Annotated in this window: 25 protein-coding genes and 3 pseudogenes; 19 read left to right on the forward strand and 9 right to left on the reverse strand. The window is 43.2% G+C overall.

Going from position 1 to position 24,785, the window contains the following annotated elements; genetic code table 11:
- Nucleotides 1-145: 145 nt before the first annotated feature.
- Nucleotides 146-862: a DUF1826 domain-containing protein gene (locus tag AB4154_RS04155; RefSeq protein WP_372122380.1), complete on the reverse strand. Its 717-nt coding sequence runs from the start codon at nt 860-862 to the stop codon at nt 146-148.
- A gap of 276 nt (nt 863-1,138) precedes the next feature.
- Between AB4154_RS04155 and AB4154_RS04160 the strand changes: the two genes are divergently transcribed.
- From AB4154_RS04160 to AB4154_RS04185, 6 genes and pseudogenes are all read left to right on the forward strand, one after another.
- Nucleotides 1,139-1,711: a YceI family protein gene (locus AB4154_RS04160; protein WP_017069838.1), complete on the forward strand. Its 573-nt coding sequence runs from the start codon at nt 1,139-1,141 to the stop codon at nt 1,709-1,711.
- A 321-nt stretch (nt 1,712-2,032) separates the two neighbouring features.
- Nucleotides 2,033-2,728, forward strand: coding sequence for a VC0807 family protein (locus AB4154_RS04165; protein ID WP_372122294.1), 696 nt, complete (start codon nt 2,033-2,035; stop codon nt 2,726-2,728).
- 355 nt (nt 2,729-3,083) lie between these two features.
- Nucleotides 3,084-3,359, forward strand: a complete 276-nt coding sequence (locus AB4154_RS04170; protein WP_017059113.1) for an HU family DNA-binding protein — start codon at nt 3,084-3,086, stop codon at nt 3,357-3,359.
- Between the two features lie 25 nt (nt 3,360-3,384).
- A complete protein-coding gene (locus AB4154_RS04175; RefSeq protein ID WP_017059112.1) occupies nt 3,385-3,528 on the forward strand; it encodes a hypothetical protein in 144 nt (47 codons plus the stop codon).
- Nucleotides 3,529-3,848: 320 nt separating this feature from the next.
- A pseudogene (locus tag AB4154_RS04180) lies at nt 3,849-4,685 on the forward strand (VirK/YbjX family protein); the annotation flags it as partial.
- Nucleotides 4,686-5,019: 334 nt separating this feature from the next.
- Entirely contained in the window at nt 5,020-6,723 is a 1,704-nt protein-coding gene (locus tag AB4154_RS04185; protein WP_017067877.1) for an FAD-dependent oxidoreductase, read from the forward strand.
- A 145-nt stretch (nt 6,724-6,868) separates the two neighbouring features.
- Here the strand turns inward: AB4154_RS04185 and AB4154_RS04190 are convergent, their stop codons facing one another.
- The 3 genes from AB4154_RS04190 to pnuC all read right to left on the reverse strand — a co-directional run bounded on the left by AB4154_RS04190 (nt 6,869) and on the right by pnuC (nt 9,146).
- Nucleotides 6,869-7,549, reverse strand: a complete 681-nt coding sequence (locus AB4154_RS04190) for a Crp/Fnr family transcriptional regulator (RefSeq protein WP_372122296.1) — start codon at nt 7,547-7,549, stop codon at nt 6,869-6,871.
- A gap of 125 nt (nt 7,550-7,674) precedes the next feature.
- Nucleotides 7,675-8,403, reverse strand: coding sequence for a nucleoside phosphorylase (locus tag AB4154_RS04195; RefSeq protein WP_372122298.1), 729 nt, complete (start codon nt 8,401-8,403; stop codon nt 7,675-7,677).
- Between the two features lie 8 nt (nt 8,404-8,411).
- Entirely contained in the window at nt 8,412-9,146 is a 735-nt protein-coding gene (gene pnuC, locus AB4154_RS04200) for a nicotinamide riboside transporter PnuC (RefSeq protein ID WP_372122300.1), read from the reverse strand.
- A 365-nt stretch (nt 9,147-9,511) separates the two neighbouring features.
- On the opposite strand from pnuC, the gene AB4154_RS04205 reads away from it, so the two are divergent.
- On the forward strand, nt 9,512-9,715 hold the full coding sequence (locus AB4154_RS04205; RefSeq protein ID WP_017059106.1) for a hypothetical protein: 204 nt from the start codon (nt 9,512-9,514) through the stop codon (nt 9,713-9,715).
- 42 nt (nt 9,716-9,757) lie between these two features.
- On the opposite strand, the pseudogene AB4154_RS04210 reads toward AB4154_RS04205, so the two are convergent.
- Nucleotides 9,758-9,886: pseudogene (locus tag AB4154_RS04210) on the reverse strand (ABC transporter substrate-binding protein); the annotation flags it as partial.
- A gap of 34 nt (nt 9,887-9,920) precedes the next feature.
- Complete coding sequence (locus AB4154_RS04215) at nt 9,921-10,370, reverse strand: PaaI family thioesterase (protein WP_372122302.1); 450 nt, start codon at nt 10,368-10,370, stop codon at nt 9,921-9,923.
- Nucleotides 10,371-10,404: 34 nt separating this feature from the next.
- Here AB4154_RS04215 and AB4154_RS04220 point away from each other — a divergent pair, with 34 nt between their 5' ends.
- A complete protein-coding gene (locus AB4154_RS04220; RefSeq protein WP_029235478.1) occupies nt 10,405-10,683 on the forward strand; it encodes a DUF134 domain-containing protein in 279 nt (92 codons plus the stop codon).
- A gap of 52 nt (nt 10,684-10,735) precedes the next feature.
- On the opposite strand, the gene nqrM is transcribed toward AB4154_RS04220, so the two are convergent.
- Together nqrM and AB4154_RS04230 are read right to left on the reverse strand one after the other, a co-directional pair.
- A complete protein-coding gene (gene nqrM / locus AB4154_RS04225; protein ID WP_009846971.1) occupies nt 10,736-10,933 on the reverse strand; it encodes a (Na+)-NQR maturation NqrM in 198 nt (65 codons plus the stop codon).
- The gene (locus AB4154_RS04230; RefSeq protein ID WP_017059102.1) at nt 10,930-11,376 is read right to left on the reverse strand and encodes a NifB/NifX family molybdenum-iron cluster-binding protein; all 447 of its coding nucleotides are present in this window, start codon (nt 11,374-11,376) and stop codon (nt 10,930-10,932) included. Before AB4154_RS04230 ends, nqrM begins: the two co-directional genes overlap by 4 nt.
- A gap of 475 nt (nt 11,377-11,851) precedes the next feature.
- On the opposite strand from AB4154_RS04230, the gene AB4154_RS04235 reads away from it, so the two are divergent.
- The 11 genes and pseudogenes from AB4154_RS04235 to AB4154_RS04285 all read left to right on the forward strand — a co-directional run bounded on the left by AB4154_RS04235 (nt 11,852) and on the right by AB4154_RS04285 (nt 23,803).
- Nucleotides 11,852-12,574 carry a DUF1007 family protein gene (locus AB4154_RS04235; protein ID WP_029235926.1) on the forward strand — a complete coding sequence of 241 codons (723 nt, stop codon included), beginning with the start codon at nt 11,852-11,854 and terminating at the stop codon, nt 12,572-12,574.
- A gap of 94 nt (nt 12,575-12,668) precedes the next feature.
- Complete coding sequence (locus AB4154_RS04240) at nt 12,669-13,772, forward strand: nickel/cobalt transporter (RefSeq protein ID WP_102398115.1); 1,104 nt, start codon at nt 12,669-12,671, stop codon at nt 13,770-13,772.
- A gap of 489 nt (nt 13,773-14,261) precedes the next feature.
- Nucleotides 14,262-15,779: an esterase/lipase family protein gene (locus AB4154_RS04245; RefSeq protein WP_372122304.1), complete on the forward strand. Its 1,518-nt coding sequence runs from the start codon at nt 14,262-14,264 to the stop codon at nt 15,777-15,779.
- A 12-nt stretch (nt 15,780-15,791) separates the two neighbouring features.
- Complete coding sequence (locus tag AB4154_RS04250) at nt 15,792-17,786, forward strand: choice-of-anchor X domain-containing protein (RefSeq protein WP_372122306.1); 1,995 nt, start codon at nt 15,792-15,794, stop codon at nt 17,784-17,786.
- A 455-nt stretch (nt 17,787-18,241) separates the two neighbouring features.
- Nucleotides 18,242-18,736, forward strand: coding sequence for a YcxB family protein (locus AB4154_RS04255; protein ID WP_102320053.1), 495 nt, complete (start codon nt 18,242-18,244; stop codon nt 18,734-18,736).
- Between the two features lie 79 nt (nt 18,737-18,815).
- Nucleotides 18,816-19,541, forward strand: coding sequence for a metallophosphoesterase (locus AB4154_RS04260; protein WP_029235480.1), 726 nt, complete (start codon nt 18,816-18,818; stop codon nt 19,539-19,541).
- Between the two features lie 63 nt (nt 19,542-19,604).
- Complete coding sequence (locus tag AB4154_RS04265; protein WP_017059095.1) at nt 19,605-19,784, forward strand: hypothetical protein; 180 nt, start codon at nt 19,605-19,607, stop codon at nt 19,782-19,784.
- 153 nt (nt 19,785-19,937) lie between these two features.
- Nucleotides 19,938-20,549: pseudogene (locus AB4154_RS04270) on the forward strand (LysR family substrate-binding domain-containing protein); the annotation flags it as partial.
- Between the two features lie 128 nt (nt 20,550-20,677).
- Nucleotides 20,678-21,847 carry an MFS transporter gene (locus tag AB4154_RS04275; RefSeq protein WP_102333225.1) on the forward strand — a complete coding sequence of 390 codons (1,170 nt, stop codon included), beginning with the start codon at nt 20,678-20,680 and terminating at the stop codon, nt 21,845-21,847.
- A gap of 249 nt (nt 21,848-22,096) precedes the next feature.
- Nucleotides 22,097-22,474, forward strand: coding sequence for a hypothetical protein (locus AB4154_RS04280; RefSeq protein ID WP_372122308.1), 378 nt, complete (start codon nt 22,097-22,099; stop codon nt 22,472-22,474).
- Between the two features lie 186 nt (nt 22,475-22,660).
- Nucleotides 22,661-23,803: a diguanylate cyclase gene (locus tag AB4154_RS04285; RefSeq protein WP_102333223.1), complete on the forward strand. Its 1,143-nt coding sequence runs from the start codon at nt 22,661-22,663 to the stop codon at nt 23,801-23,803.
- Nucleotides 23,804-23,960: 157 nt separating this feature from the next.
- Here the strand turns inward: AB4154_RS04285 and AB4154_RS04290 are convergent, their stop codons facing one another.
- Nucleotides 23,961-24,707: a nuclear transport factor 2 family protein gene (locus AB4154_RS04290; protein WP_017059089.1), complete on the reverse strand. Its 747-nt coding sequence runs from the start codon at nt 24,705-24,707 to the stop codon at nt 23,961-23,963.
- Nucleotides 24,708-24,785 lie beyond the last annotated feature (78 nt).

Raw genomic sequence — 24,785 nt, forward strand, 5'->3', positions numbered from 1 at the left:
GCTAAACATGGTCAGCTGATGAGTGTCTCTGTTTGAGAATAATAACGGCACAGATCGCGCTATACCGTTAGATCATTAGGAAGGTATTTAAACGTGTTGAACGTCTGAATAGAAACAGGTTGCGGACAAAGTAGTCAAAAGTTGATCAACCAAAGTCCAACGTTAACAGCAATCGTGTTTCGTCAGATGAAGTGACTGGTGAACGGTGAACAAGGCCTCTATTCTCATTGCCACTCCAACGCTCCCCTTTTAATAACGCAACATCACCACTGGCCATTTTCTGGATGTCAGATTCGTCGTTGTACAGGCCTGAAACAGAATCAGGCTTTCCGTTAGCCCCTAGCCCTAGCTTAGAACGGTCGACTAAGTCGTTTGGCAACCATTGAGTCGCAACACCATGATAAGTTGTCACCAAGCGGCAAGGCACTTGATCAAAATGGAAACGTGGGCACATCGCTTTATTCAGAACGGCTAAACGTAACCCGACTTCTTCAAGCTCAAACAAACAACAGAACATATCCACCAGCTCTGCCATGTTTTCTAACAGCGCTTTAGAGGCGGTGCCATCGGTGGCAAATTCCAACTTATCGAAAGCATTTTCAGGTGACACGCTAACAGACTTACTAAAGTTTGGATTCAAGGCGATAAATTCACTAATTGCCGTCGTTAAGCCTTCATCAAACTGTCGCTGCCATACCGCTATATTAATATCACTTTGGTAGATATCCGCTAATACCGTTGGCTGCTCAGAAGCACTCAAGCTTGGCTTGTGATTTGCCTTATCCTGAATACTCACAGCTGAACTAATGTTGAGTGGCTGGCTGCTATTGGTAGCCAAAGGCTTGGTTAACACGGCATTCATTACGTCGTCTCCTTGATACATGCTCATCGCTTCCCTTTTACCAACAGAATAATTATTCTTGGCAAGAGTGATTTTGGTTATGTTATAACATAACTAAAAATAAACAAGTCACTTCGTCGATCATGATTCCAGTAATACAGCGACGCTCTTCTTTTCCTGCGGTAATTTTTCGAATGCTGAACTAAGCTTCTCTCAATCACTCTTTCCAAAAAGTCATTTTAAAAACGTACGACTCAAGAACGTAAACCTGTGAATTCATCAATCTGGTGACAACTTATGAAAAAACTAATCTCTACATTCGGCCTCCTATGCACCGTTATCTCCGCTCAATCTTTCGCGGAGTCGGGCTACACATTAGATCCGAAGTTATCGAACATCACATTCGCGACCATTAAAAAGCAGTTTGTTGTCGAGCCCGCATCCATCAAACCTATGTCTGGAGGACTTACCGAAGAGGGTCAGTTTTCAATAGTATTGGACTTGAAAAGCGTGAGCACCGGAGTCGCTATTCGTGACCAGAGACTGAATGAACTCTACTTTGAATCGATGACTTTTCCTGAAGTGAAGATCTCTGGGAAGGTTGAACCGTCGATGCTATCTGGTGATCCAAAAAGAACAACAGTAGCAGCGGAAGTTACTTTACACGGCGTAACCAAAACGATCGATTTCCCAGTTGTGGTGGTTCCATCCTCAGGGTTTGTCATGGTTAGCTCAGCTTCGACAATCATCGTCAACGGCGCTGATTTTGGGATATCGACAGAGAATCTAAACAAACTTTCAGCGACCGTGGGTGGATTAGCGATTTCCGACCAAATCCCTTTAAGCTTTAACCTACTTTTCGACCAATAATGGACTTATAACTATTCCTTTCTATTCTCCCTCATTTCACATTCATCAATCGTTTAAGAGCGGTGAATGTGAGTAAGAGTACGCGACAACGCAATAAACTGAATTAGGTTTGAATAAACTAAACCAAAATTTCCACTCGATTTCCCCAAGTCGGCCAGATAAACATCCCTCACAAAGTATTAAATTGAGCGTTATATAGGCTCAGAGATGTCGTTGATGTCACATGTCGTTACACAGCATGACGTGTTAAGGCTTTACATCTTGGGCGAGGTAAACAACAATCCCTGAGAATAAATCCATAACATAATGTATTTAGAAATTATGAGTAGTACAGAAAACAAAAAATCGAGTCCTCTTTTCGAAGTCGTATTTAACGTCCTTCTTCCTTCATTCATCTTAATGAAGTTCAGTGGAGAGGAGCATCTCGGAACAGGCTTAGCATTACTTGTCGCCCTTGCCTTCCCTATTGCTTACGGTGGCATGGAGTTAATCCGCAACAAGAAGTTCAACTTCATCGCGGCGCTTGGCTTCGTCAGCGTGCTATTAACGGGCGGTATTGGTTTCTTCGAACTAGACACTCGTTGGTTAGCGCTAAAAGAAGCATTAATCCCCGGCCTAATTGGTTTAGCGGTTCTTGGATCGACCTTCACTCGCTACCCGTTTATCCAAAAAGTTATCTTTACACCAGCTCTGTTAAACATCTCTCTTATTGAAGAGCGTTTAAGACAGTTCGGTAACCAAGCAAAGTTTAATCGTTGTCTAATGACATCCAACTACCTATTCGCGAGTACTTTCGCATTTTCTTCAGCTATGAACTACTTCCTAGCGACTTGGATTGTGACTAGCCCTGCTGGCACCGCTGCCTTTAATGAAGAACTTGGCAAGCTGACACTTTACAGCTACCCAGCAATCGCCATCCCAAGCATGCTGATGATGTTAGGTATTTTCTACTACATTTGGCGTCAAGTTCGCACGATGACATCACTAGAAACAGAACAAATTTTTATTACTAAATAGTTCTGAATTAACAAATCGCTCTGACAGCACAACATGAAGCCCAGCAATTAAGCTGGGCTTCTTTGTTTTTACTCTTTCGTTATCAACGTGATAGATGACAGCTTCGATTTGGATTATGAATCGAACGGGCAACCCTAATGCTCTTTCTCAAGTAAATTTGGGCAACATGTCTATAAACCAATAATAATCAATGAATTGCATTGATTGAACCGACAGATGCTTTTATAGTCAATTCTGTTGGTTACTTTACAAAGCTCTACCCGCTCACTGACATTATTTCAATTGCTGTTGATAAGATCGCATAAGCTAGGTGCTAAAGGTAGACGCCAGCCGTACTCAATAAGGAATATAGATTATGAACAAATCTCAATTAGTTGAACACATCGCGACTTCTGCAGACATCTCAAAAGACCAAGCAGGCACAGCACTAAATGCGCTAGTTGAAGGTATCTCTACTTCGCTTGCGAACGGTGATGACGTATCGATCCTTGGATTTGGTAGCTTTAAAGTTAACTCTCGAGCTGCTCGCACTGGTCGTAACCCGCGAACCGGAGAAGAGATTCAGATTGCCGCATCAAAGACGCCAGCATTTAAAGCGGGCAAGGCACTAAAAGAAACGTGCAACCTGTAACACAAAAAACACAAGGAAGATTACGATGACGACTAAGGAAAAAGCGAAAACGAGCCGAAGCAAAAAAGCAGGCAAGTCGACTAAAGCGCAAGCCGAAACGCCTAAGACTCGTCAACGCATTGAAGAGCTTCTCGAAGAGCGTGAACTGGCTAAACTGTTAGAACTTTAGTTTATATAAGAACTAAAGTTTAGGTTTAAGCAAGGTGATAGTTTGTTATCGTTCTAATGCCACTGCAGATTTGTAGTGGCATTTTTGATTTAGGAGCAAGCGCCTCTAATAAATAACATTGATACCCCTCCCCACTAAAGCGACAAACACATCTGTCCAAAATCTGAACGCTAAGTAACTGATTGAGTTACATAGCTATACATATCCATACTTACCCAAATCACCTTTTTCACTATCATCATTTTCTTGTTATTGGTGAGATTATTGGAAGGGTTCATGACACGACTATGTTCGAGCAATCCTTCTTCTTTGAGGTGATTATGAATGTCGTTCGCATGGGGATTGAAGCAAATACCCATAAAAATAAGGGTAAGTACAAAGCGATAGTTAAGTTTACTATTCGAGCCCTGTTTTATTATTCAGCTACTCGAAAAATGAGTAATAATTTCAACTCTGAAGAGAGAAAGTTATTATTTATCAAGCAACCCAACTTCCTTTCTAAATTTGTGACTCCCTACTTATGTACTGGCTTTAGCAATAAAGAAAAGATCGATATCTTATCCAAACACTACGACTGGTTTGAAAACACCTTCGCAACAGAAGCTAGACACCAAATCTATAACGAAAGGCTCAATCTTTTAAAACTTGAGATAGATGACAACGTTTATCTGGTTAATCTCAGCTTCGAAAGAAACGCGAGAAAAGAAGGTGAACTGACAATTTCATTGACCAACTCTCAACTCGAAAAAATGTATACCATTTCGTTTACTGTTTTCGACAACAACATCTACATCGGCGGTATACAGGGTGGCGCCAATGACAATGGATTTAGCCGCACATTCACCAAAGCTTTTTACGGTTTAAGACCTAAATCCTTCATGGTAGAAACACTACGACTGCTCGCTATTAACTTGGGTATCGACAATATCTATGCGGTAAAAGAGTCTGGTCATGTCTCGAACTCATTACGCTACGGTAAGAAAAACAAAGACATCAGCCTTAAATACGACAGTCTGTGGGAAGAGCACGATGGACAGGTGCATGATAACTATTTCTATCGTCTCCCGACAAACCCGAACAGGAAAGATCTTGAAGCTCTAAAACGTCAAAAGCGTAAGTTGTATCGCGAGCGTTATGCCTGGCTAGATCTGTATGAATAAGATCTGAAGAACGTAATCAGTCAGCACATCCGTGATCCTGTTCATTATGCTCATGACAGTTAATTTGGCTAACCTGTACTCGACTCGCTAACGCGTATTACCTTTACTAGCGTGCTTTAGTCTAATCACAGCCCTTGGACCAAACGCTCAATCCCGAGGTGATAGCTTCAAAATAAATATTAGACAATGCTAATTTACATCTTTATAGTATCTAGGTATTTCGAAAACTACTCAATCGCCGGCGACCAGCCAGTACTGATCATTAAGAAGATACAAGCTCTATGCTCGGCAATTTGTATAGTTAAACTTAGAGACAGTAATAGGTAAACGTATGACTAAAATTGTAATCATCGGTGGCGTAGCTGGAGGTGCTTCAGCTGCTGCACGCGCTCGTCGTCTTAGTGAAGAAGCCGAAATAATAATGTTTGAACGAGGACCATTCGTCTCTTTTGCCAACTGTGGATTGCCATACCACATAGGTGGCGATATCGAGGATAGAAGCAAGCTTCTGTTACAAACACCTGAAAGCTTCTTAGCTCGCTTCAACGTTGACGCACGAGTGATGAACGAAGTTACCTCTATTGATCGCACCAATAAAACCGTTACAGTCAAAAATCTTGTTGATGGTAATCACTACAGCGAGAGTTACGACTTCTTATTACTCAGCCCTGGAGCCGGTGCCGTCGTTCCTCCCATCTCAGGAATCGATAACCCCCTCACCCATTCGCTACGCAATATTCCAGATATGGATCGCATCATCGAAACAATCCAAATGAATAAACCTGAGCACGCGACAGTTGTTGGCGGTGGCTTTATCGGCTTGGAAATGATGGAAGCGTTTCATCAGCTTGGGATCAAGACTTCGTTGATTGAGATGGCTGACCAAGTAATGACGCCAGTAGACCGGGAAATGGCCGGCTTTGCCCATGCGGAGATTCGTGACAAAGGCATCGACCTAAAACTCGGCGTCGCGCTTGAGTCTGTGAAATATATACCTAACGAACACATCGCAAGTTTTGATTCAGGCGAGAGCGAGAAGCACCAACACATAGAGGGTGAATTAGAATTAACACTTAATAATGGCGAGTCATTAACTACTGATATCTTAATCATGGCTATCGGTGTGCGTCCTGAGACTAAGTTAGCAAAAGAAGCAGGACTTCAAATTGGCGAACTAGGTGGTATCTACACCAATGAAATGATGCAGACTAGCGATCCTAGCATCTACGCTGTGGGTGATGTGGTCGAAGAAAAAGACTTTGTCACAGGTGCACAAACTCTAGTTCCGCTTGCTGGCCCTGCTAACCGTCAAGGTCGTATGGCTGCCGACAACATGCTCGGACGCAATGAAATCTATCAAGGTACACAGGGCACAGCTATCTGTAAGATTTTTGACCTAGCCGTTGCCTCAACAGGGAAAAACGAAAAACAGTTGAAGCGTGAAGGCGTCGACTATGAAAAAGTCTATGTGCATACCGCAAGCCACGCTAGCTACTATCCTGGCGCTGAGATTGTCTCGTTCAAGATGTTATTCGCCCCTAAGACAGGGAAAATACTAGGTGCGCAAGCCGTCGGTAAAGATGGCGTTGATAAACGCATTGATGTTATGGCAGTAGCTCAACGTGCAGGTATGACCGTTGATCAGCTTCAACACCTTGAATTAACCTATGCACCACCTTACGGGAGTGCCAAAGACGTGATTAACCAAGCCGCATTTGTTGCCAACAATATTATTAAAGGTGACGCGACACCTATTCATTTCGATGAGATTGCAACATTAAGCGACAACCAACTCCTACTCGATGTTCGTAACCCTAGCGAACTAGAAAATGGTGGCTTTATTGAAGGCGCAATCAACATTCCTGTCGACCAACTGCGTGATCGAATGAGTGAGCTCCCAGCAGACAAAGAGATTGTAATCTACTGCCAAGTCGGGTTACGCGGTAACGTGGCTTATCGCCAACTCGTCAACAACGGCTTTAAAGCACGCAACTTAATCGGTGGTTATAGAACACTCATGTATGCAAAAGCTTAAGGATTAATACTTAGTCGCCGGTAATGGTGCGCGGACACTTACGGGCTAGTTGCTGAGAGAAAGTCGCTCATAAATAGATGCGAGTAGTTAATAGTAAACATTGAAAAACCGAGCTTGGCATTTAAGTAAGTGCCAAGCTCTTTTATTATTCGTAGGAGTCAATAAAAGCTTGCAGTGCTCGCTGATCGACAATTTCTAACCCTTGATCTCCTTTTCTGATGAAACCTTTGTCTAATAGGTCTTTAACCGCTCTTCGATACACTCTGCTCGATGTGCCAAAACGTTCCGCTTCTTGATTCACTTTATCGAAACCGCCTAACACAGTATTTGTCTGACTTTGAACCAATAAGTCGTAGGCAATGTTGTAGGTAATTGAGTGTAAAAGACGGTTAGTGTAAATACCCATAGAGTCTTGATAATCTTCCGCCAATGCAGAGGCAAAGAAGAACATCATCCCCGGATTTTCAAGTAGTGCTTCTGCTAATCTCTGAATGCAAATAACATCAACTTGCATGTGTTCATCAGCCACTACGTTCCACTGACAAGGGGTCTGCGTGAAAAACTCCATCTCACCGAAGATATGGTAATCACAATTCACTTCGCCCAATTGAAAGCGTCGCCCATTAGCCGCCGAAATACTCATAGAGACTCTTCCAGCGGGCACTACATAAAGATACTGAAGCTGCTCACCTTGACGTAGGATTTCATCATTTTGATTGAAGTAACGAGAGTTAACTTGGTGTTGGTAGATGAGATCTCTAAATTCAGAGCTTTTTTTTTCTAAGTAGTTTTTAAAGCGTCCGCTTGAGTATGGTGCAATCTTCATACTTACTCTCTCATTGCATTACTGCTGTTTATATTCAAACGATTGTAACCACTTAAACCACAGGAGAGAACCCAATAAAAAAGCGACGGTCTCCCATCGCTTTCGTCTTGCATTTATTCAGGCTCTTATTGAGTAATTAATGCTTCCAGTGCCGCTAATGACGCTAGCCGCTCTCCTTGCATCATTACCTCTGCCTCATCGACATATTGCCCAACGCCCTCCTTTACATCTTGTTCGTACAAGACAACATTGTTCAAGATAGAAGCGACATTAAGCCCTCTCAAGCGTCCCACGGTAAACAGCGCGGATGTTTCCATGTCTGCACCTAAAATGCCTTTGCCATTCCAGTACTGACAAAGCGCCTGTTCATCATCGGTATAAAAGCTATCGTGTGAGCGCACTGTTCCTAAATAGTAAGGTGTTGACTGCTGCTGCAAGAACCCATCTAGCTCTTTGAGCAGGGAGAAGCTTGCATAAGCGGGATACGACGGTTTAACGTAAGCCGCAGATCCCCCCTCATCACGAACCGCGCCCTCTGCAATAATTAGCTCACCAAGCCCGATATGTGACTGCATTGCGCCTGCAGACCCTACTCGGACAATATGAGTCACACCACAAAACTTAAGCTCTTCTACCGCAATGATCATTGAAGGTGCACCAATGCCCGTGCTGCAAACCGATATCGCTTTACCTTGATATTGACCAGTGAAGATTCGATATTCACGGTTTTCAGAGACCAGTTCAGCATGTTCAAGCAAGTTAGCGATTCGATTCGCTCTATCTGGCTCACCACAAACAATAACTAACGGAGCAATTTGCGTTTCATCAACGCAGATATGAGGTTGCTTTGCCATCTTCACTCCTAAGAAGCCGTTGCTTGAGTTAACGATTTATCACTGTTTCGTTTAGCTGTGCGTGCCCACTCACGAGTACCGTTTGCCGCAATAAACATTAAGATTGCGTATTGAACAGACATTGCGTACACACCCTGCGTCGCATAAATACCAACGCTGATAATGTTAATCACAATCCACAGTATCCAGTTTTCAACATACTTACGTGTCATAAGAACTTGAGCAACAATAGATAGAATGGTCATCGTGGCATCCCAGAATGGGAACGCATCCGGTTCAAGCACTGGCTCCGCTAAATCCGCACCAAATAGATTCAGGCTATCTACCGCGATGTTTGCTAGCGCAAAAAAGAATGGGTCGATGTACATAGTTAACAAAGCAATAGAAATCGCACACGCTACGGCCGTTGCTACTAGTTTATTTTGGCTCAACCAACGAACTTCTAGCGTTTCACCTTGCTCATTAGGACGTGTCCATGCGTACCAACCGTAAATGTTGGCACAGAAGAAGAACAATTGAAGAAGTAGCAGTCCGTATAACTGAATTTGGAAAAAGATAACCGCAAATAAGGTGACATTCAGCAATCCGAACAGGTAGTTAATGGTTTTTTCTTGGCTTGCAAACCAAATACACAACAGACCAAACACGGTGCCGAATGCTTCAATCCAGCTCATCGCGTAGCCACCCCCTATTGGGATATTGACTAAGGTATTATTGATATCAAGTAGGGCGAATAGGTCCATAGGGGTGTCCTTTATTATTTGATTTTTGTAGCACCTATATTATTGCGCCGATAGAAACAAAGAGGAGGACATTTGTCCCCCCTAGATTGCATGCGATCATAAATCAGAATATTAAATCCGGAAAATCAATTTCACGGGAAGATGTCATAGCCCTCCCACAGTCTCGAACTCGAAACTCCAGCACCAGAACAGCCCCCTTCCAAAAACGGAATTTTAACTTACTGGCTAAACGCCGATATCGCGTTGACGGTTACGTTTGAGAAGCGCATGATTTTATTTCGAGCAGAATCGTTGTCTGGCGTGTTAACCGTGTAATCGCCCCAAAACTCGTTCTGTGCAACGTACTCAATTGTATGGCAGGTCACATGAATAAAGTAATTATGTTAGTAATGGGGCTGCTTTTTACCAGTCGATTGTTTGCCAGTATTGTTCCTCATGTTGGTCAACTTGAGCATGATGCGCCTATTCTCCTTCGCTCGGCATTGATTGTAGGGGTTGCGGCTTACGCGGTTTGGAGTGCATTTAAATACTTCAAAAAGATCAAGGCCTCAGATTCAGATCAACTGTAACGGCGAAAGTCCAAAAGCTTTTGAATAAGCCTCTAATTTCGATTACTGATCTGCGAAATAATCGACCAAGATTTTACGCCACTTTCGTGACTCACGAATCTTCAACAGGGCGCGGTTAATCTCTTCTTCGTACACGTTATTTTCAGTGATTATGAAACCGTAGTTGGACTTTTATAACTGATAAAACAACACCGCTATACCAAGCTTAAGTTTGATAGCTAGAAACTGACATAAACTGACTTTGTGCCGACGAACATAACTTTCCGCACTGAGTAATTTGGCTTTCTAGGAAGTAGATATTACGTCTACTTTTCACCCACTGGGCACGAACTTCCAGTTCTTGACCAATCAAAATCGGATGATGAAAACGAGAGGTTAAACTCACCGTCATCGCCTTGATATCATTCTGAAATAGACAATGCAACATCGCGCTGTCATGCAGTGTAGTGACAATGCCACCTTGCATGATGCCATCGTAGCCCTCAGTTTTATCTGTTGGTACAATCTTGGCTCTGGTTTTATATTTAGCTACTGCCTCATGCTTAGTTAAAGAGTCATGCTCGCCAATAGCTTCAAAACAAATGGCGCTGTCGTTGAAAAAACCTTGGCTGCACACTTGGCAACGCCGATGATTGTGTGGAATGAAAACCTTCATACTTACCTTTACCCATAGATTGCTAGAGATTGATATGGCTCGACCAAAAAAACATCGCCAGTTGTGTACCCGTACGGCTTACTCTTGTTTTAAGCCCAATGGTGTTCCTATGGACGAGCTTCATAAAGAAGAATTGCTATTGGAAGAGCTCGAAGCCTTGCGCTTGGCTGATCAAGAAGGCCTGAGCCAGCTTGAAGCCGCCGAACAAATGCAGGTGTCTCGCCAAACGTTCGGCAACATTATCAAGCGTGCACGAGCTAAAGTCGCCAAGTGCATCGTCAATGGTCACGCGTTGGTGATTCAAAGTAGTTAATTAACGTGTTAGCCAGAAGTTATTTAACTCAGCGAGCGAGAACTCTTGATACTTAGCTTGATGGCTCAGTAATCTGATATAACTTTCGGCTTTGCCCTTCACACACATCCTTGCAATTGCATTCGCGCTCAATGTCTAACTGTGCGAGTCCTCCACAACTGCCTTTGATTGGCTTGCGCGAAAAAATCACGCCTATCGCCATCAATGTAACGACTCCGACAAACCCCAATAGCGTCAACAAAAAGGTCATTGTCGGAACCCTCGAATAGCACCTAGCTGATTAGGCTGTACCATTAGAATCGAAGCTTGTTTTTTGTGCCCGTTTTCGCCGCACGTTTTATTGCCACACCCACTATTTCTCGGCTCGCGACCATAATCGAGATCGGTCACTTCCCGTAGATTGTCGAAATCCAAAGCCCCGATTTCTGCCTTACCTGTCGATGCCAAGACTCGAATATCGTTATTGAACAAGTGCGCCAGCATCTTCTTACCAATATAACGAACCACCACAGATTTCACATCGTAAGAACGGAGAACCGAAATCCATTGCTTCTTTTTATTGCAAGAGGTGTCGGAGTCAATCAAAGGAACAATCTGTTTTATCTGTCGTTGTTCATCGACAATCGCGATCTGTGGGGAACGAGCAAAGTGGTTGCCAACATGAAGGTCGCGACAAGGTACTGCGTATAACATAGTAACTTCCTGTTATTGATGATCAAGAGTTCAGCATACGCCCCATTATTAGCATATGCCAATAACTATCATGTGAAAAATAAGATTTACTGGATCGATAACTAAGATCACAAGCACCCAAACTTACCGTCATCTTCAGCCTATCTCAGTTACCTTTCAAATAACCATATATACTAGGGGGTAGTATTTTTACTGGGGGTATTTTTTGCGTTGTTAATGCCTGTTATCAAGAGCCAAGCTCAAACCCATTACAAAAAGGCCTCGCACAACCGAGAGCTTAATCGACTATTCAACGTCACACACTAGTCTGAATAATGTCTAATTAGGGACCAATCAAAGATGTTTATAGGAAAAATAGGTTGGATTGAAAATCAAGAATTGCAGTCGGCTTCAATGTAAACAAGCTTATAATTTGAAGTGAACAACGCATCGGGTTGTTATAATATAACATCACACTAAATTACCATCATTTCTCATGAAACAGCCATTTATTCTAATCGATGTCATCAATCGCCTCTCCACACGCTATGTAAGCCGTTTCTCGACATGCTTTCGCTCTCTCAAGGGCTTGACTGTTGGCCTAGCATTATTGTGTTTTGCGCCAAATCTATATGCCCACCCTCACTCTTGGATAGAGATGAAAACTCATATTGAGGGAGAGAATGGCATGATCACCGGTCTCTCTATGGAGTGGTCTTTTGATGCAATGACCTCGATGTACATGTTGGATGGAGAAGACGTCTCTGCCGATACAGAAACTGAAACATTCAAAAAGCTCGCAGCGTCTGTAATCGAAAACATGATGTACGAGCACTACTTCACGTACTTTTATGATGGTGAAGAGCCCATCAAATATCAGGTGGTTGAGAACGCAAAGTTTGAGCGTGATAAAGCCAAGATGGTTCTAACATTTGACCTACCACTTTCTAAACCTAAGCCTGTGACACGAAACTCGCTTCGCGTATTGATTTTTGACCCTAGTTACTTTGTCGACATGTCGTGGCTATCCAACAGCGACGTGACATTGTCACCTGAACTAGCAAGACAATGCCATTTAGAATTAATCGAGCCTAACCCGACGCCAGAGCAAATGAGTTATGCAATGTCTTTACCTGTCGATGCAGATCCAGATAACACGCTAGGCCAACTGTTTACACAATCGGTTGAGCTTCATTGTGCGGCGGTTCCCGCTTCTTAGTCGCAGTGGTTCGTTTCAGCCTTTAAGTCAGCGTCTAGCTGATTAAGCATGGCAACTAATTAACAGAAAGATTTCAGATATAGGTTCTTGTTAAATGAAGAAAAATCAATCCAAAATCAATCACTACCTCATTGGTGCTGGCGCGTTCGTGCTTATTGCTATTGGTGCGTATCAACTGTGGTCCATGTGGCCATCGTTAGTTATCTCTAGCATTCAATGGCAAAGAGAAGTCAATTCAGAACTTGCAGACCTGCTCTATGAAGCTAAATCCAACCCTTGGGGCGCAGGCAGTTACCTTATCGGGTTCAGCTTTATCTATGGCATGCTTCATTCTTTGGGGCCTGGGCACGGCAAAGTTATCGTGTCGACTTACTTAGCGACTCACCCAACCAAAGCCAAGGCGAGTTTAGTGCTTACGGTCGTCTCCGCTTTTTTACAAGCATTGGTCGCAATCTTACTAGTAAGCGTGTTGCTGTGGGGCTTTAGTGCTTCCATGCGAGTAGTGAATGACAAAGCGAATATGTTTGTTTCATTAAGCTTTGCCTTAGTCGCGGTCGTCGGCGCGCTTATATGTTGGAAGGCTTTGAAAAACATCTACACCGCTATGCGTAAGCCTAAGCTGAAAGTGAAAGCCATCACTACACTCGCAACAGACACAGCTGCGACAATTTCAGCGCGTTCGCCAATGGCACTTCGTTCATCAATATCAGCCCCTTCTCCGATAATCGACGCTACTAGCACAATGCAAGCCGCAGCTAACACTCATGCAGATCATTCTCATGCCGACTGTGGGTGCGGCCACCAGCATGTAGCCGATGCAGACGCAATCAACAAAGCCTCAACGCTCCGAGAATATGCTGGAATTATAGTGACGATTGGCGTAAGACCGTGCACCGGAGCCATCATGGTACTGCTTTTCGCAAACATGGTTGGCCTATATTGGATGGGTGTTGTCAGTGCTTTTGCCATGGCGATTGGTACTGCTTTCACAACCTCGACGATTGCTATAATGACACTAACAGGCAAGAACTTGGTAAAACGCTATTTGGATTTGGCAGCAGGTAACAAGAATAACAGTGCTTCACTAAAAGCCGCAGGTCATTATTTACAGCTATTCGGTGGTGTTTTACTTGTCTTAATTGGCTTGTTGCTAATGAGTGGACAAGACAGCGGTATGTCGCCTGTTTTCACTATGTAGCGAACGATGTAATAACAAACCTCAGTTTATTGCGACCTTTACCATTTTTACTAAAAAACACTAGCCCTTATCTCTCAAATCTGAATTAACAGCCACATAATTTCTACTAACCTAACTTTGCACAGCCAGTTAGGTTAGTAGTCAGCCATTCAGAACAGCGCGCTCTATGTAGTTCTGTAACAAACCTACATCCAACTTTGATTTTCCTATTCTTAGCTACTCTTTCATAAACTAACTTAGATTGTTCTAACAATATTAGAGCACTATCCCCCTCCTTTTGAAAATAAGGACATAACTTCCGCAATCCAGAAACTACGATCGCACTCTTCCTATTTTGAAAAAAAATAGAGCAGCAGTTTTATCAATTGAGTAACAAGCCGAAATTATACCCAATAAATTTCACATCAAACTCCAAGCCTTTACCTTACAACTACAGATAGAGCTTTCTTCAACCAAATTCTTGGATAACCTATACTCAAAGGTAAACAAATGAAACTAGACATTCCGAGCGCCACGCTCAGTGTTTTGTTACTTTCTCCGAGTTTCGCGAGTGCTGAAGATATACCTGATTCACACGAATTGCGTAATTTCTCGATGCGTTCACAAAGCTCTGGGATAGCCCCACCGCAAGAAGTACTCGGCGTTTATGTTGTCAATTCTGGTCCTGGTCTGGATACCGGTTGTACCTATGCTTCTGGCGGACCTCTACTTATCTCTTTACCTGTTCCTATGGTTGTCAGCCCCAACGTTTTACAAAGTGACGGGAGAATTGCCCCAAGTAAACTGGGCGATATGCAGCAAAAAGGCGTTCTCGGTTCTAACGCAAGGATCAGCATGCCGGTCTTCGACATAGACTCCAATGCCAACGTCAGTAATATTGCTCCAGAAATAGATGTCGTATCTTTTAACGGAAAGTCTTTAGGTACGCTGCAAGGCTCTGATAACCGCTGGACGGATACTAACCTTCAAGTCGATATCAGTGATATCAAGTTCGGCCAAAACAATGAGATTCGCGTCGATATTGATACTGGCAATACGGGAGACAACTGGTGTATGTCTGTCGATTGGGTCTCAATCGAGTTTGATGTTGCCATTCCTGTGATTCTTGCTCATGGCATTGCTGCACAATCAGACACTTGGGATGATGATACGGCTCCAGGCGTGCTTTCTACACTTGATGACTATGGCATTCGTTATACTCGTTTCTCTGCTGACAAAAATGGAACCACAGCGACTAACGCTAATATCTTGAACAACAAAATTCAGGGTTTTCTCGATGAGTTGAAATCCGACAAAGTTCACGTCATTGCACACAGTAAAGGCGGGCTAGATACCCAAAACCTCAAAGCACTTAGCCCTTCCTTTGAGATAACCTCCCTTTCTACTTTCTCCACACCTCACCTTGGTAGCGTCGCAGCAGATTTGTCGGTGATAAAAATGGACCACTACGCCGATATCTACAGTAACGTCAGTACCGATCCAAATAATTACGCTGGCAAGTACATGCAACTCCCAAATATTCCGTTTGCGGGTCCTAAAATGCCTGGTATCCGTGATCTAACAACGGATACAGCATCAAACGCGATCCAAATGCGTACTCGCGGCAATATTGCAAATACATTTTCTATTGGGGCAAATGCCGATCTCAACCAAGACGGTGTTATTGAGAAAGATCCTGATATCGTTGGCCTATTCCCGTGGGGATCGCGTTGGGCAGGCGTTACCGCTTGGCAGGCGCTAAGAAGCTTTAGTTCTGCGGCCTACCTCGATACTCAAACTCAATCGGTCACAATGCCAAGTGTGCATGGACCACAAGCTCATCCAATCACCATAGTCAGTTACCAAGCCATTCAAACAGTACCGCAAGAAAATGATGTTGTTGTGACCTTGGCAAGCGCTAACCCAAGTTATACCAATGCATTGGGTAACGTATTGGCTAACCACTCAACAATGAAAACGGGACAAAACGTTGAACGCTTTCTACAACAAATTATTTCAATGCGCTAAGGAGTGGCCACAATGAAATTCATCAAGCAATTAGTGATGGTGTTCAGTCTTTTCTGTACCTTCATCACACCGGCTATCGCCAGTAATGCAATACCCGTTGGGATGAGTACAAGCACGACACTATCTCAACCAGTGACTAGTAACGATAACGAAGTCACAATGCTATTTACCATCGACAAAGCGGAAGCCCTAAAAGCAGAAATCATCGTGCCGTTGGATGATGCAACCGTATATTTAGTCAAGCCTAACGGGCAAGTCGCAACATCATCCAATGATGTGCAAGCGAACATACTTTCAGGTGACACACAAAGTCCGCCGCTACCGGGCAGCTATTTATTTTTGCCTGAAGTAACTAACCCTGAACCTGGCGAATGGAAGATCGTCGTTGATTTTCCAAACCCAAGTTACAACACAGTAATTATTGCTCAGGTTGCGATCCAATCCCCTATTGCGTTTGGCATGGCGATAGCTGCAAACCAATTTGTGGTCGGTGAACCAGTTCCCGTTTCTGCATTACTGACAAACAAAGGGAATCCAATCACAGGTGCCCAAACCAGCGCAGTGATCATTGATGAAGCTGGAATAAAAACACGCCTGACGCTTAAAGATGAGGGTGTCAATTTCGATGCTATTGCTAAAGATGGTGTCTACAGCAATATTTTCGTTCCACCCGCTGAAGGGGATTATCTAATTGAAGGCATAACGTCTTTTGAAGAATATGGAACAACTATCACTCGCCAGACAAGTAAAAAAATCCACGTACTACCCTCTGACATTGAATTTGTCAGCCTCTCACTCGCTCCACTGTTTTCCTCTGAAGGCTGTGTTATTGCCTTAGAGCAGCGCTTGGAACTTGATGTTAAATCCGCGGGGGATTTTGCCATTCATGGTTACCTCACCGATGGAATTGACGAGCTGAACACAAGCAAACGTCTGCAACTCAAACCTGCGAAGCAAATCGTCACTCTACAGTACTCAACTGAAGATATTTTTGGCGCGTTTGATTCAGCGTCTACTTTGACCTCCAACCCGACGATCATCTACGCAATCACTCAAGATGACATACGAATTTCAGCCCCTCGAATTCAGTTTGAAGAATTTATTGATTTAGCATCTTTTGAGCGTTGCCGCGAACCGATTGAAGTCACGGGGAGTTTAGTCACCACACCGACTATGTCGCAAGATGGAACCTACATTGATTCGCTGAGTTTTGAGTTTCCTATCCATGTTACGCGCAGTGGAACTTACACAGGTTCGGTAAATATCGTTGGTGCAGCCGGAGAGTATTTAGAGCTAGTGAGTTTCCAAGAACCGCTTGAGGCTGGCGAAAACACCATCAAGTTTACCGTTCCTGGTGACACGTTTAAGCAAGCCGATGGTCCTTATGAACTGAACGCACTGCTAATCTACAGTGGCGTTGACTCCTATCGACAAGGAGTTCTCGGTCAAACTCCACCATACCAAGCCTCTGATTTCAGTCCGCCAGTGAATGTGACCCTCCCCTCTAACCTATTCGGTTTGGAAAGAGAAAACTGGCAAGCAACCCCGGCAACACATGTCACGCAACATCGTGTCGGTGGTTACTTAAGAGCGGGGGCTTCAATCCCATACGACTACGAAACACTAGCGAGTTTTGACTTAAGTGAGGTTCGAGGGAAAATTAAACAGGCAACGCTTATTGTTGATTTCGGAGATTCAACTCTTCAATTTCCATTCAACAATGTAACTGCGCATATCGTTAATCAAACTTGGTCTCCAAACACACTGGATTACGACACGTTCTGTGAGTCTTTTACAATATGTGCAGCATGGAGTAATCCACTCACTACATTCAACAACGTAGAAGCAGGTCAAACGCTTAGGTTTACCAACTCTAAACTATTAGAAGCATTAAATGAGAAGAGAGTGTCTGAGTTGAACAAACTAGATATTGCTCTTACCTCTTCTCCCTATGAAAGAAGTTTCTTCATTAACGTTAAGCAGGTGTCATTATTCATCGAGTACTGATCCTAAAACTGAAATAGAATAAGGCCATGCCCAAGGTATCGCTTTGGGCATGGCCTCTCAAAGTGAACAGTGATGAACTTTGCAAGCTTCATATATTTATTCTGTTAGAGCACCCTCAACAGCAGTGATAAAGCACACTAATCACTATAGACTCCATCAACCAACAAAATGAGATCGAAGTTTTATCCAAAAATGCCAGTAGTCCCAACAACCGGGTGACTCCACAGGTCTATCCATCCCATCACCAATTTTTTAGGTGACTTTAAAGATGCCCCTACACTAGTCTGATAGCTAAAGTTAGAATAGACCCGTTAAGTATCATCGATTTACAAAACAGAGCCAAAATATCTAAATAAAAACAGTGAGAAGCGATACAATAATCAAGTTGCAAAATTGCAGCGTGGGACACCTGCCCACTGACAGCCCATTCACAGAGAACCATAAAGTAGCCTCACATGTCTAAAGAACCCGGTTTCACTACAGAATACAAACTCGACAAGACGTTTTTCGCGGAGTGTTATGATCAAACTAGCCTTCCGACTCAATTTCCAAAAGCCTACTTAAAAGGAATACTGTTTCTTATTTTTGGTGTGGTTCTACTGGAATTTGAACTATTACCTAACGGCTATGTTGGCTGGTTCTTTATTGTTTTGAGTGTGATTGAAGCATTCAGTGTGTACTGCAAAAGAACCTGGTGGTTATGGCGACAAAAAATCAGCTCAGGCGCAGGCAGCAAAATTGTCTTTCAAGGTGACGCTAACGGAGTAAGTTACAAAAACCACAAAGCGACCAACACCATCGCGTGGAGTGACATCGACCAACTTGAGCAGACCAATCTTGGTTTTATCCTGCATATCGGTAAACAGCGCCAATATGTGAGTAAATCTTGTTTAAGCAATGAAGCCATTGCCTTCATGATTGAACACCACGCCGCATCAAAAGCGAAATAACACCAATAAATGCCTGCTGATTTAGCAGGCATTTTTCTATCACTTTTAATTCTACGTATCGAATTACCGGACAATAACAATGAATACCGTGTACCAAATCAGTGATTGCCACCTTTCCGATGAATCCAGCTATGAGAACCTGCGCAGAGCACTGGAATACGTCAACAAAGACACGGCATGCAAGACCATCTTTCTGACTGGTGATATTTGTTGTAACCCAAAGTCTGGCGACTACGTTCGATTAGAGGCATTCATTAGGCAACACATTAGCGACCAATCCATTTACGTGATTGCGGGTAATCATGATGACTCTCGCTTAATGCGCACAGAGCTAAAAGGCTCGACGATTTATGTCACCGACAAAGCCACCATCGGTGAACGAGAGTTTGTGTTCCTAGACTCAAGCTTCAAGCCGCTAGACAGCCGCCACCCACTTGGTTCAGGGCGTATTGATAACCGCGGCATGGCTCAGCTAAAACAACAATTGAGAAAGGCCAATGATCCTATCGTGGTTGTTCACCACCCTGTCATTCCAGTCGGTGCAGATTGGATGAAAGCGATCCGCCTAGAGAACGATACTGATGTGATGAAAGTGCTTCGAAAATATCGCGTTCGTGACGTGTTCTGCGGTCATGGCCATGATGAAATAACAGCGACACAGCAAGGCATAACTCAATATATGGCCCCGTCGACAGCCTATGGCTTTGACCACTCGATCAATGAATACAATCGCAGCGAGAAGATAGGATTAAGTCGAATCTCGTTCTGTACTGATTCCATCAACTACCAAGCTGTCTATTTTTGAACCCTATCTTACTGTCTTAAACCTCATAGATTAGCTTTCAAATAAACCAAACTATATAGAGCTATGCCAATAGAAGAGGCTTGCGGCGATTCAATTTATCAATCTGTGATTGAAGCCCACAACCCAACTTCCACAACGGGTCAACGTTCAGTAGAAGAAATTACCTGGTTAGCACTGATGACTGTAAAACAAATGCACGATTTAGTTCGGCGCAATCTCGAAAACGAAGAGCTCGAAAACTAAAAGTTTGAAAAAGAATTATCTAGAAAACAGAAAGCTTGAAAGCTGAATACGTAGGATTATCGCCCCACTCTCACAAGTGACCAGAGCCTTGCAAACGTTATTACCCTAAGGTTTGCTAGCAAGGTCTTTGTGATTGATAATAAAAGCAATATAGGCGCAACTCTGAGCTTTTTGCCTCGTTTAGTTCGACAGTATATTGCTGAAAACCCCAATATTGATGTTGATCTTGTTGAGATGACGGCTTCTGAACAGATCGAAGCTCTGGACAAACGAGAGATCGATATTAGCTTCTCTCGCCCACTGCCGAACCTGCTTGTTGATGATTACACCTCGGTGACGATTTATACAGATAAGCTTGTTGCTGTTTTGCCCGTCACCCACGAGTTGGCTAAATACTCCACCATTCAAATGAAACAACTGCAGCAAGACCCTTTCATCTTATTTGAACGTGAACAAGCGGTAGGATTATTTGACTCCATCATTACTCAATGTGACCTATCTGGATTCTCTCCAAATATAAAAAAACAACCCAACAACATGCAAACCGTGTTAACCCAAGTCTCTTCTGGCTTAGGTGTATCTATCGCACCGCATGCAATTCGTGATTTACGCAGTGAGGGATGTGTATTTGTTAATCTTGAATCTGTGGACGTACAAATGCCATTAGTGATGACACACCATTCGCATACTCTATCCCCTACAGCCAGTGTCTTTGTTGCTGTCGTACAGAGTGAAATTGAGGCGATTCAACAAAACATGGCTTAGAAAGTTATCTATACCATATTCGTATAGAATTTAAATCAAATGGTTATTTTTGTTATTCAATCGCTAACCTTAGACTTAGCTCATCGAAATCATTCATTAAAACGATGAACCAAAGTTAAGGTGTCACCATGTCAAAATTGACTACAGAAGTGTTGAGCACAGGACGTTTATTACTGATGTCGAGCGCAGTCTCGGCAACTGCTGCAAACCTTTATTATAACCAACCCATCTTACCTAAGATCGGCGCAGAGCTAGGGTTAACAAGCGAACAGCTAGGCGCAGTGCCAGCTGCCGGTCAGATTGGTTATGCCGTGGCATTGCTATTCTTATCGCCCTTAGGAGACACGTTACCCCGCAGACGCCTAATAGCGATCTTGTCTGTCATGTTGGTGTTGTCATCTTTTGTCGCGTTTACTGCATCTAGCTTAGTGGCTCTGGTTGTTGCGTGTTTTGCGATTGGTTTGAGTGCCAACATCACTCAGCAGCTGATTCCATTTGCAGCGTCACTAAGTACTCCAGAAACGAAAGGAAAAGTCATTGGCACATTAATGACAGGCCTAACTGTGGGCATCTTGCTTTCGCGTACACTCAGTGGGTTCATCGGTGAGCAGTTTGGGTGGCGCGCGGTATTTATGATGTCAGCAATTATTGCGATGGTCTTTGGTGTGTTGCTGTATGCCTTTTTACCGACGAACACGCCGACAACGAAAATACCTTACCTTAAACTGGTTGCGAGCATGGCCACGTTAATCAAGCAGCATGCGACACTGCGTACTTCCGCTTTAACTGGCGCGCTTTGGTTTGCTTCGTTCAATGCGCTGTGGGCGACGTTAGCTCTGCATGTCAGTGAATCTCCGTTTAACTACAATGCACAACAGGCAGGAATGTTTGGTGTTATTGCTCTTGCTGGAGTCATTGGAGCAAAAGTTTCAGGGTCACTGGTGAGCAAGTTTGGCTCTCGAAACATGATCAGTATGGCGTTAGTTATTATTACTGCTGGTTTTATTATATCGGGGCTTTTCGCTGACACATTGGCTGGATTGATCGTCGGTATCATTCTCATCGACCTTGGGGTATTTAGCGCTCAAGTATCGAACCAAGTACGCGTATTCTCAATTGACCCACAAGCTCAAAGTCGTATCAACGGAATCTATATGCTTGGCTACTATCTCGGTGGTGCGTTTGGTTCATTTGTGGGAATTCAGGTATTTGAACGTGCGGGTTGGATTGGTGTTGTGGGCTTTAGTATTGCAGTCGTGATATTGAGTTTTATCGTTAACCGTTCAAATAAGCAATAAGTCACCTCGTCTTAATTCTTGAACTTACCAATATGCACAACGGATATTCACTCTGTAATTGATAGCAAATTACCACCCAGTGATTTGCTATCGTTCTAGATCTAATAAGGCAGTAGTAACTCTACTCTCTCAAGTTTTGAATATCATGATTCTCAAACAAGCTTTCCCGCCTAGAGCGCTGTTATGCCTTTGCGAGATGATCTTGGTCTATTCTTATCATTTAGACGACTGAGTTCCGAGGCTTTGAGTATGAATAAACTGTTTTTAATCTTATTGGTTTTTCTTTTGTCCGGATGCGGAACAAGTGATAGTGCTTTGATTGAGAGTGGTCACAACACCTCTTACATACAAGGTTTTCATGACGGTAGGCATAGCGGCATGCAAGAAAGCGGCAATAGCTTCGAAAACTACATAAAAGATGGAAAGCGTTTTGAATCAGACAGTGACTACAAGCAAGGCTGGATCGCGGGTGAATCTGAGGGGGAAAAACTACAAGCAGAAGCAACAGCGATCGGTAAAGGTGCCGCTGCTGGTTATCCTCAAAAATCGACAACGACAGATTTAGATGAAGTAGCAAAAGACACCTTAAAAGGCGTCGATACATCGGGTTTAGAGAATCTAAAATAAAAGTATAACAAAGCCAAGGTCGGGCTCTGGAACAACTCGTACATTGCCCAACGCTTACAAATGCACCTGAGCAAAAATTGATCTGCATTAGCATATGGTTTAATAATGATTAACTACTAAACATTCATAATACAAATTGCGCAATACTGAATTGAGGAGTTCATTTTTTACGTTGTTGGTGATTTCATGGATGTTCACACCTTAGCTATATATACCTCTTTGTTAGCAGCCACGGTTGCGAGCGCTATGTTGTTAACGCATAAATATATACTCGCAGGCACCACGTTAGGGGTGAATTATATTGCTTATGCTGCTTTGCTGTTAGGAGCCAGTGTTACCCCACTTTCGTTCGGCGTTACTCAATCTTCAGAATCCATCGTTTTTCTTTCCAATGGTGCATACGCAACGGCTTTTGGTTTACTACTCGTCGGCATAACCGTGTTACGAGGAGCAAGTCGATCTTTTCTCGTAATATCAATCATCATTAGCTCCCTTGGCATTAGCTTCTTCCTTTATAGCGCCCTAATTGCGCCTTCTGTTACTTCTAGGATCGAGGCTCGAAGTATTCTCGTTGTGACGATATGTATCTTAGCCCTCTGTGCAAACTATTCAGGGGAAAAGCACGATAACAGAGAAGCAAAGTGTCTGTTGAATCTGACCCTGTTTATCAACATTCTCTATATGGCAATTAGGGGCGTACTTGCTCATACCAAAGGAACGAATTCGAACTATTACCTGATATCAGATATTCATAAATTGTCTTTCGTTATCATGACAATCACAATTGTTAGCCTCGCATTTTCAGTGTTTTGGATCTTAACTGATCGTTTGTTGAAGCAGACCTATCGTTCATCGATCACTGATGAACAAACCGGCCTTTATAACCGTAGAGGCCTAGCAGAACTGATACCCAAGCTTGTTCAACCAGGCCGAGAGAGTGACATTTCTGTACTGATTGCCGACCTAGATCACTTCAAAAAAATTAATGATACCTATGGTCATGACAAGGGAGATGATGTGATTAAGCACTTTGGTCAAATTCTTGAAGATACATGCCGCACAAGCGATTTCTGTTTTCGCTATGGTGGAGAAGAGTTTGTTGTCATGTTACCTAGAGCGAATAAAGTTCAAGCAATGCAGATAGCTGAAAGAATAAGAAACCACGCAAAACACAACTCCAATCAAGAGCTCTCTTCTGGCACGTATACTGTCAGCATTGGAGTGACTCAAGCCCTCATAAACGATGACTGGAATTCATTAATTAAAAGAGCGGATAACGCCCTCTACGACGCAAAATCTCAAGGGCGCGATTGCATTGTTGAGCGTTAAGGCGAGTTGTAAAACAGTGTAAATATTCTTCCATCACAAAACATGTTGGCTAAGATTCAAGAAGTTAAACACACACAACAAGTAAGGTTAGCAAGGATGCGCATTTTTCGGTTTGTTTTAGCGATAGCATTATTGGCGTAACTCCCTTAAAGCGACTCTAGAACTTCCCGCCATTTACCCATTCTGCTTTTGGTGGCACGGGCTCTTGGTTTACCCATATCTCTTTAATTTGACCTCCCTCAACTCGGAATAGATCAAAACGCGCAACCTCGAGACCATTATCAATAACTCGGCTGTAAGCTGCTACGAAGTTACCTTGACCGACAATCTTGAACACTTGGTCATAGCCACCAATATAGCTATCTAAAGGGCTCACATCTGAGGCTTGATAAACGGCTAGCTCTTCGTGCTGGAGATACTTTGATAGCTTGTCTTTCTGCCCTAGTACCATGACATCACATAAAAAATCACGGATAAGGTTCTTATTCTCCTCTGTTTTATCTAAGTCAGTATGATTGATTGGCCCTTGCAGTCGACCTTCCCCTTCCGTCGGTTGAGCTTCGAAGGCAGAAATCACATCCCAATGTTCAATAATTTTATCGTCATTATCGGTATCGAATAGATCCGTAGTCACCCACTTATATTCGCCATTATTAATATCTTGGAATGCTTGAACAAACACGAATTGGCCATCGACGATTGAACGTATGATCTTTATGTCTCTAACAGGGCAGCGTTTTAAGAACGGTTCGAAGAACTCAACAAAACCATCAATACCGTTGCGAACCCCAGTGCTATGTTGAGTATAACGTTGACCGGTGTACTTCGTTACCGCCTCTAATGCATGACCATCTCGGATACCTTCCATATACAGATTAGTCGCATTCGCTAGCTTATTGCTCATAGATAGTTTCTCCAAACTTAATAGTGCCAAAGTACGTTATTTGGCTCGTACACTGAAACTCAGAACTAGATTGTCTCA

It is taken from the genome of Vibrio sp. 10N.286.51.B11 (assembly GCF_041469245.1).
Lineage (GTDB): Bacteria > Pseudomonadota > Gammaproteobacteria > Enterobacterales > Vibrionaceae > Vibrio > Vibrio crassostreae_C.

Excerpts from the sequence above, each read along its gene's own strand:
- AB4154_RS04155 (WP_372122380.1), bottom strand. The coding sequence starts at position 862 with ATGAATGCCGTGTTAACCAAGCCTTTGGCTACCAATAGCAGCCAGCCA.
- AB4154_RS04285 (WP_102333223.1), top strand. The coding sequence starts at position 22,661 with ATGGATGTTCACACCTTAGCTATATATACCTCTTTGTTAGCAGCCACG.
- AB4154_RS04235 (WP_029235926.1), top strand. The coding sequence starts at position 11,852 with ATGAAACAGCCATTTATTCTAATCGATGTCATCAATCGCCTCTCCACA.
- AB4154_RS04290 (WP_017059089.1), bottom strand. The coding sequence starts at position 24,707 with ATGAGCAATAAGCTAGCGAATGCGACTAATCTGTATATGGAAGGTATC.
- AB4154_RS04215 (WP_372122302.1), bottom strand. The coding sequence starts at position 10,370 with ATGAAGGTTTTCATTCCACACAATCATCGGCGTTGCCAAGTGTGCAGC.
- AB4154_RS04160 (WP_017069838.1), top strand. The coding sequence starts at position 1,139 with ATGAAAAAACTAATCTCTACATTCGGCCTCCTATGCACCGTTATCTCC.
- AB4154_RS04265 (WP_017059095.1), top strand. The coding sequence starts at position 19,605 with ATGCCAATAGAAGAGGCTTGCGGCGATTCAATTTATCAATCTGTGATT.
- AB4154_RS04240 (WP_102398115.1), top strand. The coding sequence starts at position 12,669 with ATGAAGAAAAATCAATCCAAAATCAATCACTACCTCATTGGTGCTGGC.
- AB4154_RS04195 (WP_372122298.1), bottom strand. The coding sequence starts at position 8,403 with ATGGCAAAGCAACCTCATATCTGCGTTGATGAAACGCAAATTGCTCCG.
- AB4154_RS04175 (WP_017059112.1), top strand. The coding sequence starts at position 3,385 with ATGACGACTAAGGAAAAAGCGAAAACGAGCCGAAGCAAAAAAGCAGGC.
- nqrM (WP_009846971.1), bottom strand. The coding sequence starts at position 10,933 with ATGACCTTTTTGTTGACGCTATTGGGGTTTGTCGGAGTCGTTACATTG.
- AB4154_RS04170 (WP_017059113.1), top strand. The coding sequence starts at position 3,084 with ATGAACAAATCTCAATTAGTTGAACACATCGCGACTTCTGCAGACATC.
- AB4154_RS04230 (WP_017059102.1), bottom strand. The coding sequence starts at position 11,376 with ATGTTATACGCAGTACCTTGTCGCGACCTTCATGTTGGCAACCACTTT.
- AB4154_RS04190 (WP_372122296.1), bottom strand. The coding sequence starts at position 7,549 with ATGAAGATTGCACCATACTCAAGCGGACGCTTTAAAAACTACTTAGAA.
- pnuC (WP_372122300.1), bottom strand. The coding sequence starts at position 9,146 with ATGGACCTATTCGCCCTACTTGATATCAATAATACCTTAGTCAATATC.
- AB4154_RS04245 (WP_372122304.1), top strand. The coding sequence starts at position 14,262 with ATGAAACTAGACATTCCGAGCGCCACGCTCAGTGTTTTGTTACTTTCT.
- AB4154_RS04280 (WP_372122308.1), top strand. The coding sequence starts at position 22,097 with ATGAATAAACTGTTTTTAATCTTATTGGTTTTTCTTTTGTCCGGATGC.
- AB4154_RS04220 (WP_029235478.1), top strand. The coding sequence starts at position 10,405 with ATGGCTCGACCAAAAAAACATCGCCAGTTGTGTACCCGTACGGCTTAC.
- AB4154_RS04165 (WP_372122294.1), top strand. The coding sequence starts at position 2,033 with ATGAGTAGTACAGAAAACAAAAAATCGAGTCCTCTTTTCGAAGTCGTA.
- AB4154_RS04250 (WP_372122306.1), top strand. The coding sequence starts at position 15,792 with ATGAAATTCATCAAGCAATTAGTGATGGTGTTCAGTCTTTTCTGTACC.
- AB4154_RS04260 (WP_029235480.1), top strand. The coding sequence starts at position 18,816 with ATGAATACCGTGTACCAAATCAGTGATTGCCACCTTTCCGATGAATCC.
- AB4154_RS04255 (WP_102320053.1), top strand. The coding sequence starts at position 18,242 with ATGTCTAAAGAACCCGGTTTCACTACAGAATACAAACTCGACAAGACG.
- AB4154_RS04275 (WP_102333225.1), top strand. The coding sequence starts at position 20,678 with ATGTCAAAATTGACTACAGAAGTGTTGAGCACAGGACGTTTATTACTG.
- AB4154_RS04185 (WP_017067877.1), top strand. The coding sequence starts at position 5,020 with ATGACTAAAATTGTAATCATCGGTGGCGTAGCTGGAGGTGCTTCAGCT.
- AB4154_RS04205 (WP_017059106.1), top strand. The coding sequence starts at position 9,512 with ATGAATAAAGTAATTATGTTAGTAATGGGGCTGCTTTTTACCAGTCGA.